This is a genomic window from Amycolatopsis sp. NPDC004772 (assembly GCF_053601215.1).
In genome coordinates, this window is the sequence record NZ_JBSGBK010000074.1 from 32,815 (window position 1) to 43,845 (window position 11,031).

Here is an 11,031-nt window from a genome sequence, read left to right on the forward strand (position 1 = left end):
CCCCTTCGACGCGGCACCGGGTTGCGACGGTGACGGGATCAGCGTACGGGGCACCCGGACAAGCCGTACGACTCGCCCTTATGGGGGATGAATCGGTCACGGATCAGTGAACTCGGCCGACTTCACCGCGCGTCCGGCTCGGGATTGTGTCCCGCCCGGGCGAGGAAATCGAAGTCGCAGCCTTCGTCGGCCTGCGTGATGTGTTCGGAGTAGAGCGCGCCGTAACCGCGTTCGAACCGCGGCGCCGGGGCGGTCCATTCCGCACGCCGCCGCTCGAGTTCCGCATCGGACACCTCGAGCCGCAGCGTCCGTGAAGGAACGTCCAAGGTGATCAGGTCGCCGTCGCGGACCAGGGCCAGCGGGCCGCCGACGTGCGATTCGGGCGCCACGTGCAGCACGCAGGCGCCGTAACTCGTCCCGCTCATCCGCGCGTCGGAGATCCGGACCATGTCGCGGACGCCCTGTTCGAGCAGGTGGGCGGGGATCGGCAGCATCCCGTACTCGGGCATGCCGGGGCCGCCGAGCGGGCCGGAACCGCGCAGCACCAGCACCGAGTCCGCGGTGATCGCCGGGTCGTCGATCCGCTTCTTGAGGTCGGGGTGGTTCTCGAAGACGACGGCCGGGCCGGTGTGCGTCAGCAGGTGCTTCTCGGCCGCGATGTGCTTGATGACCGCGCCCGACGGCGCCAGGTTCCCGTGCAGCACCGCGACCCCGCCCTCGGCGGCGACCGGGTTGTCCCGCGTCCGGATGACGTCGTCGTTGTGGACGCGCGCGCTCGCGAGGTTCTCGCCGAGCGTCCGGCCGGTGACGGTGAGGCGGTCCGGGTGCAGCAGATCGGTGAGCCGCGACAGCAGCCCGGGCAGGCCGCCGGCGTAGTAGAAGTCCTCCATCAGCCAGTCGCCGCCGGGACGGATGTTCGCCAGCACGGGCACGCGCCGGGCGATCGCGTCGAAGTCGGCGAGGCTGACCGGGATGCCGCTGCGGCCGGCCATCGCGATCAGGTGGATCACGGCGTTGGTCGAGCCGCCGAGGGCGAGCACGGTGGTGATCGCGTCGGCGTAGGCCCGCTTGTCCAGCACCTGCGTGACGGTCAGGTCTTCCCACACCATGCCGACGATCCGGGCGCCGCTGGCCGCGGCCATCCGGTGGTGTGCCGAGTCGACGGCGGGGATCGACGCCGCGCCCGGCAGCGTCACGCCGAGCACCTCGGCGGCCGAGGTCATGGTGGACGCCGTCCCCATCGTCATGCAGTGGCCCGGCGAGCGGGCCAGCCCGTGCTCCAGTTCGGACATTTCGGCGTCGCCGATGAGGCCGGCGCGCTTGTCGTCCCAGTACTTCCACATGTCGGTGCCGCTGCCGAGGACCTCGTTGCGCCAGTGCCCGCGCAGCATCGGCCCGGCCGGGACGAAGATGGCCGGCAGCCCGGCGCTGGCCGCGCCCATCAGCAGCGCCGGCGTGGTCTTGTCGCAGCCGCCCATCAGGACGGCCCCGTCGATCGGGTAGGACCGGAGGATCTCCTCGGTTTCCATCGCCAGGAGGTTGCGGTAGAGCATGGGGGTCGGCTTCTGGTAGGTCTCCGACAGCGTGGCGACCGGGAACTCCAGCGGGAAGCCGCCGGCCTGCCAGACACCGCGCTTGACCTGCTCGGCGCGTTCGCGCAGGTGCAGGTGGCACGGGTTGATGTCCGACCAGGTGTTGAGGATGCCGATGACCGGTTTGCCGAGGTGCTCTTCCGGGTTGTAGCCGAGCTGGCGGCTGCGGGCGCGGTGGCTGAAGTTGCGCAGTTCGTCGCCGCCGAACCACCGGTGGCTGCGGAGTTCCTCGGGTTTCTTCATGCGATCCAGTATGGCATCTGATATACGATCGAGGCGCCTGGTTGAATTGGGGTTCACAGATCGAGGGAGCGCGCCATGACCGGGACGTTCAGCCTGCCCGCCTCCCGGACCGAAGTGGTCCTGGAGGAGATCCGCCGCGGCATCCTGACCCGGGAACTCGTCCCCGGGCAGCCGCTCGTCGAAGCGGAGCTGGCCGCGCGGCTCGGCGTGTCGAAGACCCCGGTGCGCGAGGCGCTCAAGGTGCTGTCCAACTCCGGGCTGGTGACGTTCAGCCCGTACAAGGGCGCGTCGGTGATCACGGTCGACGCCGAGCTCGCGAAGTCCGTCTACGACGTGCGGATGGTGCTCGAGCCCGAGGCCGTCCGGCGGACCGTCGAGCGGCACGACCCCGAGCTGCTGGAAGACGCGGCCGAGGCGCTGAAGGAGGCGTCGGCGGCCATCGCGGACAAGGACCAGGCCGCGCTGAGCCTGCTGAACCGCCGCTTCCACCGTGCCCTCTACTCGGGCTGCGGCAACCCGCTGCTGGTCAGCATCCTGGACGACCTCAAGGACCGCGCGGCGCTGATCAGCGTCGTCGGCTGGGAGGCCAACCCGAGCTGGAAGAAGGAGTGGACCGAGCACAAGGCGGTCCTCGCGGCGGCGAAGAAGGGCGACGCCGAGGGCGCGGCCGCGCTCCTGCGCGACCACATCGGCGGGTTCCTGGACCGGGTGCTGAAGGCCATCGGATGAAGCTGCTGCTGATCTCGGACACCCACCTGCCGGCCCGGGCGCGCGAGCTGCCGCCGCAGGTGTGGGCCGAGGTCGCGGCCGCCGACGTCGTCGTGCACGCGGGCGACTGGGTCGAGGTCGCCCTGCTCGACGAGCTGGCGGCGCGCAGCAAGCGGCTGATCGGCGTGTACGGCAACAACGACGGCCCGGCGCTGCGGGCCCGCCTGCCGGAGATCGCGCGGGCGGAGCTGGCCGGCGTCCGCCTGGCGGTGATCCACGAGACGGGCGCGAAGCAGGGCCGTGAGCAGCGGTGCGACGCGCAGTTCCCGGACACCGACGTGCTGGTCTTCGGCCACAGCCACATCCCGTGGGACACCGTGACGCCGTCCGGGCTGCGCCTGCTCAACCCGGGTTCGCCGACCGATCGGCGTCGCCAGCCATACTGCACGTACCAGACCGCCGTGGTGCGCGAGGGTGCCTTGACGGACGTCGAGCTGCACCAACTGCCCCGGAGGGGGTAAACAGGTCCCATGGATCCGGCATGGGCGTTGCGGGAGATCGCGTTCCAGCTCGAACGCGCGGGTGAGCCGACCTACCGCGTCCGCGCGTTCCGCAACGCCGCGGCGACGGTCGACAAAACCGGCGCCGAGAAGCTGGCTCAGATGGTGGAGAACGGCACGCTGACGTCATTGCCGGGGATCGGCAAGGCCACGGCGGGGGTGATCGAGGACGCGCTGGCCGGCCGTGATCCGGCGTACCGGGGGAAGATCGTCGAAAAGGAACTGCCGGGCGGAGAGCCCCTGCGGTCGGCGTTGCGCGGCGACTGCCACACCCATTCCGACTGGTCGGACGGCGGCAGTTCGATCGGCGAGATGGCGGTGGCGGGCCGCGACCTCGGCCACGAGTACATGGTGCTGACGGATCATTCGCCGCGCCTGAAGGTGGCGAACGGGCTGTCCCCGGACCGGCTGCGGACGCAGATGCAGATCGTCGCGAAGGCCAACGAGCTGATGGCCCCGTTCCGCCTGCTGCACGGGATCGAGGTCGACATCCTCGACGACGGCTCGCTGGACCAGGAAGAGGAACTGCTGGGGCAGCTGGACTTCGTGGTGGCGAGCGTCCATTCGAAACTGCGCATGCCGGCGAGGGACATGACGCGCCGCATGGTGGCGGCGGTCCGCAACCCGCACGTCCGGGTACTGGGGCACTGCACCGGCCGGCTGGTGGTGGGGCGCGGACGCCCGGAGTCGGAGTTCGACGCGGAGAAGGTGTTCACGGCGTGCCGCGAGAACGGGGTCGCGGTGGAGATCAACTCCCGGCCGGAGCGGCTGGACCCGCCGATGCGGCTGCTGCGCCTGGCGGCGGAGCTCGGCTGCGAGTTCACGATCGACAGCGACGCCCACGCGCCGGGGCAGCTGGATTGGCTGGGGTACGGGTGCGAGCGCGCGATCGAGGCGGGCATCGGGCCGGAGCGCATCCTGAACACCCGCACGGCGGAAGAGCTTCTGGCCCGCTAGCCCGGCTTGCCTCGAGCGCTTCCGGTGCGCCCGAGGCAAGCCGGACCCGGCTCAGTTGATCGTGTACGAGTCGCCGTACACCTTCCACTTCAGGGGCGTGTGCAGGTCGAAGTTGCCCTCGTTGAGGAACTTCAGCTGCTCGGTGTCCACCCGGGACGTGTCCGCGTGCGCCTCTTCCTGCTTCATGATCACCTTGCGGGCGTCGAAGAACGCCTTGAGGTACGTCGTTTCGTTGCCGCCCTGGGCCGGGGTCTTCGCCTTCTTCATCGCGGCCTTGCGAATGCCACCGAAGCTGTCCGAACTGTCGCCGGGGCCGTGCATCACGATTGCGTCGTAGTACGCGAACTGGCCCAGGTTGCTCAAGCCGTCCGCCTTGCCCTGGTTCACCGACGGGTTGAAGTAGACGCGGTCGCGCTCGTTGTTCTGGGCCGTCTGGAACGCCGTGGTCGCCGCGGCCTGCTTCCAGGCGCTCTCGAACGCCGACCCCAGGCCCGCGTGGGAGTCCGTTCCGTTCACCTTGCGCAGCGCCGGAAGGTACTTGGCGAGCGGGTTGTTCGGCACCGAATTCGTGTACGCCTCGACGAGCTCCAGCATGTCGCCGGTGCCGGAGCAGAAGCCGATGATTCCCGCGGTGTAACCACGGCCGTCGCCGATGTCTTCGATGTACTTGTACTGCGCCTTCCAGTCCAGCGACGAGTTTTCCGCGCTGGAGACCAGCTTCATCGCGATCTCCTTCTTCGCCGGCGCCGAAAGGTCGCCGGCGGCGAGCACGGACGCGCTCACCGGCGCCGGAGCGGCCGAGGAGAACGCGGGCGTGGTGATCACGAGGGCCGCGACGGACGCGGCGCCGAGCGTGCCGATGAGGACCGGCCGCAACTTCTTGCTCATGGGGAGGGAACCCTTTCCGCGGGGTGCGCCGTCGGATCACGGCGGGTACGGGTGATGCGGGTGGAGCTGCGGCGTAGCGACACGGTAGCGAAGAGTCAGCGAGCTCCACAAGAGGTGGAATCCGTTCATGTTCGTGAACGGTCCAGACCACCGCAAAGGGTCCGCAAAGGACGGTCAGCGCGCCCCGGCGAACAGGCGGATGACGTCCGGCAGCACGGACACCGGGATCGTCGGGTCGATCGCCCGCTGGACGCCGAGGCCGATGCCCAGGCTGAGCAACGCCGTCGCCGCGTCGTCGGCCGACATCGGGAGCGTGATCCCGAACCGCTCGGCGTACCCGGTGAGCAGGCCGGCGATGGTGTCGCGGATGGCCTTGTCGCGCGCGGCCAGCTCGGCGCGCACGTGCGGGTCGCGCCGCGCGTTCGTTGCGAACTCGACTTCCAGGGCGGTCCAGGCCTCGTCGCCGATGCTGCGCTCGGCCCACGTCTGGAACGCCGCGAGCAGCCCTTCGACGCCTTCGGCGCCGGCCAGCGCCTCGGCGACCAGGGCGACCTGCTCGTCGTGGATCCGGTCGAGCACCGTCAGGCAGAGCTCGTCCTTGCTGCGGAAGTTCGAGTACACCGCGCCCTTCGAGTACCCGGCCTCGTCGGCGACCTTCTCCAGCGACGTCACCGAGTAGCCGTCGCGCAGGAAGAGCAGCTTGGCGGTCTCGATCAGCTGCTCGCGGGTGCGCGCCTGGCTTTCCGCGCGGGTGAGTCGGGCCATGCCGCAACTCTAGCCAACCTCGGAATCGGGGTACCGATGGTTTTCGGATACTGTTAGTCTCCGAAAATGGAACAACGCCACTTCGCGGTCCTCGTCGTCGGTGCCGGGGCGTCGGGGCTGGGTGCGGCCATCCGCCTCGCCCAGGCCGGCGTCGGCGACCTGGCCGTGCTGGAGAAGGCGGACGCGCTCGGCGGGACCTGGCGCGACAACACCTACCCCGGCTGCGCCTGCGACGTCCCGTCCGCGCTGTACTCGTACTCCTTCGCGCCCAATCCCGAGTGGACGCGCGCCTTCGCCGGCCAGGCGGAAATCCGCGCCTACTTGCAGGACACGGCCGCGCGCTTCGGCGTCACCGGGAAGATCCGCTACGGCGTCGAGGTGACGCGCGCCCAGTGGAACGCCCGGGAGTCCCGTTGGGAGCTGGAGACGTCGAAGGGGCGCTACACCGCCCGGATCCTGGTCGCCGGCACCGGCCCCTGGCACGAACCGCTGATCCCGGACCTGCCCGGGCTGGCCGGGTTCCCCGGCGAGGTCTTCCACTCGGCGCGCTGGAACCACGGCTACGACCTGACCGGCAAGCGGGTCGCGGTGATCGGCACCGGCGCGTCGGCGGTCCAGTTCGTGCCGCAGATCGTGCCCCGGGTGGGCCGGCTGCACCTGTTCCAGCGCACGGCGCAGTGGGTGCTCCCGAAGCCGGACCACGCGGTCCCGGGCGTCGAACGGTTCCTGCTGCGGCGGTTCCCGGCCCTGCAGCGGGCCCTGCGCGGCGTCGAATACGGCCTGATGGAGACGCTCGGGTTCGGTTTCCGGCACCCGTGGCTGCTGCGGCAGGTGCAGAAGATCGGGCTCGCGCACCTGCGGCTCGCCGTGCGGGATCCGGCGCTGCGCCGGGCGTTGACGCCGGACTACACACTCGGCTGCAAGCGCCTGCTGATGTCGAACACGTACTACCGGGCGCTGACGCAGTCCACTGTGGACGTCCATCCGACGGCGGTGCGCTCGGTTTCCGGCAGCACGATCGTCGGCGCGGACGGCTCGACGGCGGAGGTCGACGCGATCATCTTCGGCACCGGCTTCCACATCCTCGACATGCCGATCTCGGCACGGGTGTTCGACGCCGACGGCCGCAGCCTCGACGACCACTGGAAGGGCAGCCCGCAGGCGTACGCGGGGACGTCCGTGGCCGGGTACCCCAACCTGTACCTGCTGTTGGGCCCGAGCCTCGGCACCGGGCACTCATCGGCGTTCACGATCGTCGAGGCCCAGCTGCGGCACACGGTCGCGGCGGTCACCCGGACACTGCGTGCGGAGGGGACGTCGCTGTCGGTCCGCCCGGAGGCGCAGGCGGCGTTCAACGCGCAGGTCCAGGCGGCGTTGCCCGGCACGGTATACCAGTCCGGCGGCTGTTCGAGCTACTACACGGATGTGAACGGCCGCAACAGTTTCAGCTGGCCGTTCTCCACCGGGCGGCTGCGGGCGCAGGTCGGCGGATTCCGGGAAGCCGACTACGAGCTCGGTCAGTCCCACTCCCAGCACATGCCGTAGACGCCCGGCTGCGCGTCCAGCACCGCGATGTGGCTGGTCCCGCTCGGGCCGACCGGCAGTTCCGGCCCGGAAGCCGCCTCCCCGGCGTAGCGGTAGCACCGGACCGGCACCGCCGCCGGGTCGAAGCACGCCTGCAGGACGAGCTGACGGGCCGGGGCCCGCACGCCGAACTGCAGGTAGTTCGTCTCCGGTGGCTCCCCGTCGTAGGCGAACTCGAAGTCGAACACGTACGTCTCGCCCGCCCGCAGCGGGTAGTCGAAGCGCAGTTCGCACGCCACCAGTTCGGACGCCGCGTCCCGGCGGACGCGGCCCGGGCGGCAGCAGTGCGCCGAGCGCAGCACCGGCCGCCGGCCGCCGCCGGTCTGCGGCCGGAAGAACGACACCCAGCGGTCGACGCCGTCCGCGCGGCTGGTCACCACCAGCTCCGTGCGCACCGACCGCTCGGTGCGGTCCGCACCCAGCGTCGCCCGCTGGTGCACCGACACGAGCGCGAGCCGGGCGTTGCCGTCGAGGTCGATGCCGTCGCAGGCCGCCAGGTCGGTCGGCGCGGAGCCGAGCGCGCTGGCCAGGCTGACCCCGCCGGGCCACGGCTGCGCACGGCGCTCCCGCGGCCGCGTCACCAGGCTGGTCAGCGCGTCCGCGGGCAGGCCGAGGCAGCTTTCGGCGACGGTCACCGCGTGCAGCGAACGCCGGCCCTCCGGGTGACGGCGACCCCGGCGCCAGTAGCTGAGCGTGGCCAGGCTGACCTGGGCGCCGCGGATCGCCATCCGCCGCTGCAGCGCCTCCAGGCTCAGGCCGCGCTGCCGGATCGCCTGGTCGAAGGCCGCGGCGAACGGTCCTTCCCGGACCGTCGCGGCGACCTCCGCGGGAATCGCCTCCATCCGGGTAAGCATGAGTACCGGATGCCCGAGGCGCAACGAGGGCCTGCCACCAAAGTAGGTGGCAGGCCCCGCGGGGTCAGCTCAGGGTGACCCCGGTGTCGTCCACGGCGAACGACGTCTGCAGCGACTGGTCCTCCGTCCCGGCGAACTTCAGCGTGACCGTCTGGCCCGCGTACGAAGACAGGTCGAGCGTCTTCTGGACGTACGCCGAGTTGCGGTCGAGGTTCGAGTACGTCGCCAGCGTCGCCGAGCCCGCGGACACGACGAGCTTGTCGTAGACGACGTTCTCGGTCTCGGCCGTCCACACGCGCAGCCAGAACGTCAGGCTCGCCTTGCAGCCGGCCGGGATGGTGACGGACTGCGTGAGCGTGTCCGTGTGCGCCGAGCCCCGGCCCCCGAGCCAGGAGTCGTAGCTGCCCGAGCGCGCCGGCGCCTGGCCGCCCCACTGGCCGATGGTCGTGTCCGGGTCCGTCCAGGACGCCTTGCCGGACTCGAAGCCCGGGTTCTGCACCAGCTGCCCGCTGCACCCGCCCGGAGGAGTGGTGGTGGTCGGGGTCGTCGACGTGGTCGGCGGGGTGCCGGTGCACGTCGGGTCACCGGACTGCGCCGGGACGCTCACCGCGTTCCACGCCGCCTTCACGGCGTCGAACTCGGCGCAGCTGTTCGGGTACAGGTTCTTCGCGGCCTGCAGCGTCCACGTCCGGTAACGCAGGTAGCTGCTGCCGGACGTCTTCAGCTGCACCGCGCCGTGCATGATGTTGATCGCCTTGCGGATGCCGATGCCGGCCACCGTGCTGCCGTTGCACGTCGAGCTCGTCGGCTGCCCGTTGGCCGGGTTGCTGCCCTCGGCGAGCAGGTAGAACCAGTGGTCGCCGGGGCCGGCCGCCTTGTGCACCTCCGCGTTCGGCGTCGAGCTGGAGTAGCAGCTCGGGTCGCCCACCTTCGACGGGTCGTACATGTACCGGATCGCGCCGGTGCCGACCAGGTTGACCTCCTCGCCGATCGCGTAGTCCGGCGGGTCGTACTGGGACGGCTCGTTCGCGTAGAACTCCGTCGCGGTGCCGAAGGTGTCCGCGATGAACTCCTGGGTGCCGCCGCCGGAGAAGCCGCCGGACCCGGAGTAGTCGTCGATGCCGTGGCCCATCTCGTGGCCGAGGATGTCCAGCGAGCCGACCCACTCCCCGCTCGGGTTGTGGCCGAGGTTCACGTACGCCGGCCGGGAGTTGTAGTAGTACGCGTTCTCGTCGTCGAGGCCGACGCGGATCTTCCAGGCGCCGCCGTTGCCGGTGAAGCCGTTGCGGCCCACCCATTCCGACAGCATCTTCTTCTCGGTCTGCGCGACGAACAGCGCGTCCGCGCAACCGGTCTCGATGTTCGTGCCGCTGCCGTTGCCCCAGCTGTCGTCCGGGCCGGTGAGGACCGCGTCGCTGCTGTAGTTGCGGCAGTCCAGGTTCGGCGTGTTCGGGTCCGCCATCGAGTACGTGCTGCCGGACTTCGTCGTGTTCAACGGCAGTGACGGGCCGTTCCACTTGCCGGTGCCGGTGCCCGCGGCGAGGTGCTGGACCGTCCGCAGGACGCGCCCGTCCACGGCGTCGACGTAGACGCTCAGGCTGCTCGGCTCGCCGTGCTCGTCGGTGCCTTCGACGTTGCTTTCGTAGGCGAGCCGCCCGGTGCCCTCGGCGACCACGACGAGCTTCCCGCCCGGCAGGCTCTTCGGCCCGCGGACCTGCTTGCGCGCCACGGCTTCGGCCTGCGCGGCGGTGAGTTTCGCGCCGTGCACGTCGAGGTCGCCGAGGGCCTGCTGCTGCGCGACGGAGGTGGTCTTCACCGTGCCGGCGGCGTCGGTGGCGATGACCAGGTCGCCGCCGATCACGGGCAGGCCGTCGTAGGTGCGGTCGTAGACGACGTACGACAGCCCGGCCGCCGACCGGACATCCCGCTGGACGAACTCGTCGTGCTTCCCGGCGTGCAGTGCGGCGGGGCGGGCGGCGACCAGGCCGGCGGCGGCACCGGTGGCGTTGGCCTGGGCCTGCGCGGCGGACGGCGGGGGCACGGGGGCGGGCTGCGCGGGCGCGGCGACGGCGATGCCGACCACCACCATGCCCGCCGCCGTCGCGCCGCCGAGCGCGGCGAACCGTTGGGGCAATCTCATGACGCTCCTTGGAAAACGCGAAGGGGAAAGGGGAGAACCCGATCGACGCTAACCGCGGCCTCGGAGCGGCAGAAGTGCCATCACAACAGCGGAATTTCACGCTCCCGCACTGTGAAAGCGTGAAAAGCCTCGTGAGTGGTAAGGCGGGTTCTAACCCGCTTTACCACTCACGAGGGTGGTGAAGCCGATGCCCGCCTTGGTGAGCCGGTCCACCAGCGCCCCGCCCATCGCGGTCGCCGTGGTCACCTGGCCCGCGGTCTCCGGGAGGTCGTCGGTCGCCAGGCACAGGGCCGACTCCGCCAGCATCTTCGCCGTCTCGTCGTAGCCCGGGTCGCCGCCCGACACCTCCGTCACCACCCGCGAACCGCCGCCCTCGCCGAAGAACCGGACCGAGAACCACGACCGCGCGCGCCGCTCGGGGCTCGGGCCGTTGCCCGGGGCCAGCAGCCGGGACAGCGCCCGGCGGGCCGGCGGGAGCTGCGCCGCGGCGAGCAGGGCGCCCGCCCCGGCCACGCCGCCCGCCAGCACCGGCAGGTGCTTGACCGCGGCGAAGTGCCGGTACGTGAAGTCCGGCCCGTAGCGCTCGGACGCGGCCGCCGAGCGCCGGACGACTTCGGCGTCGATCGTCGGCAGCGGGACCGCCCACCAGCCCGGGTCGGCGACCCGGTGCGGGCGGCCGAGCGGGGCCGACACCTCAGCCGGCCGGCGTCTCGGCCGACCGGTCGGCGCCAACCCCGCCC

9 protein-coding genes and 1 pseudogene are annotated in these 11,031 nt (G+C 71.1%); 4 read left to right on the plus strand and 6 right to left on the minus strand.

The annotated features are described in order from the left end of the window. Nucleotides 1–122: 122 nt before the first annotated feature. Nucleotides 123–1,835, minus strand: a complete 1,713-nt coding sequence (gene araD / locus ACWEF6_RS32785) for an L-arabinonate dehydratase (RefSeq protein WP_449686476.1) — start codon at nucleotides 1,833–1,835, stop codon at nucleotides 123–125. Between the two features lie 75 nt (nucleotides 1,836–1,910). Here araD and ACWEF6_RS32790 point away from each other — a divergent pair, with 75 nt between their 5' ends. From ACWEF6_RS32790 to ACWEF6_RS32800, 3 genes are read left to right on the plus strand one after another with little or no spacing between them, the layout of a single operon-like run. After that, the gene (locus ACWEF6_RS32790) at nucleotides 1,911–2,564 is read left to right on the plus strand and encodes a GntR family transcriptional regulator (RefSeq protein WP_449686477.1); all 654 of its coding nucleotides are present in this window, start codon (nucleotides 1,911–1,913) and stop codon (nucleotides 2,562–2,564) included. Further along, a complete protein-coding gene (locus tag ACWEF6_RS32795; protein ID WP_449686478.1) occupies nucleotides 2,561–3,064 on the plus strand; it encodes a metallophosphoesterase family protein in 504 nt (167 codons plus the stop codon). Before ACWEF6_RS32790 ends, ACWEF6_RS32795 begins: the two co-directional genes overlap by 4 nt. Before the next feature lie 9 nt (nucleotides 3,065–3,073). Continuing rightward, nucleotides 3,074–4,060: a PHP domain-containing protein gene (locus tag ACWEF6_RS32800; protein WP_449686479.1), complete on the plus strand. Its 987-nt coding sequence runs from the start codon at nucleotides 3,074–3,076 to the stop codon at nucleotides 4,058–4,060. Between the two features lie 51 nt (nucleotides 4,061–4,111). On the opposite strand, the gene ACWEF6_RS32805 is transcribed toward ACWEF6_RS32800, so the two are convergent. Both ACWEF6_RS32805 and ACWEF6_RS32810 read right to left on the minus strand, forming a co-directional pair. Beyond that, nucleotides 4,112–4,948 (minus strand): chitosanase, encoded by an 837-nt coding sequence (locus tag ACWEF6_RS32805; RefSeq protein ID WP_449686480.1) that lies wholly within the window; start codon nucleotides 4,946–4,948, stop codon nucleotides 4,112–4,114. 174 nt (nucleotides 4,949–5,122) lie between these two features. After that, nucleotides 5,123–5,713: a TetR/AcrR family transcriptional regulator gene (locus tag ACWEF6_RS32810; RefSeq protein ID WP_449675811.1), complete on the minus strand. Its 591-nt coding sequence runs from the start codon at nucleotides 5,711–5,713 to the stop codon at nucleotides 5,123–5,125. A gap of 66 nt (nucleotides 5,714–5,779) precedes the next feature. Here ACWEF6_RS32810 and ACWEF6_RS32815 point away from each other — a divergent pair, with 66 nt between their 5' ends. Then, nucleotides 5,780–7,258, plus strand: a complete 1,479-nt coding sequence (locus tag ACWEF6_RS32815; protein WP_449686481.1) for a flavin-containing monooxygenase — start codon at nucleotides 5,780–5,782, stop codon at nucleotides 7,256–7,258. Here ACWEF6_RS32815 and ACWEF6_RS32820 read toward each other — a convergent pair. The 3 genes and pseudogenes from ACWEF6_RS32820 to ACWEF6_RS32830 form a co-directional block, all read right to left on the minus strand. Next, nucleotides 7,231–8,139, minus strand: coding sequence for a hypothetical protein (locus tag ACWEF6_RS32820; protein ID WP_310971276.1), 909 nt, complete (start codon nucleotides 8,137–8,139; stop codon nucleotides 7,231–7,233). The two genes, ACWEF6_RS32815 and ACWEF6_RS32820, sit on opposite strands and share 28 nt — an antisense overlap. A gap of 76 nt (nucleotides 8,140–8,215) precedes the next feature. After that, the gene (locus tag ACWEF6_RS32825; protein ID WP_449686482.1) at nucleotides 8,216–10,291 is read right to left on the minus strand and encodes a M4 family metallopeptidase; all 2,076 of its coding nucleotides are present in this window, start codon (nucleotides 10,289–10,291) and stop codon (nucleotides 8,216–8,218) included. 150 nt (nucleotides 10,292–10,441) lie between these two features. Next, a pseudogene (locus ACWEF6_RS32830) lies at nucleotides 10,442–11,031 on the minus strand (saccharopine dehydrogenase); the annotation flags it as partial.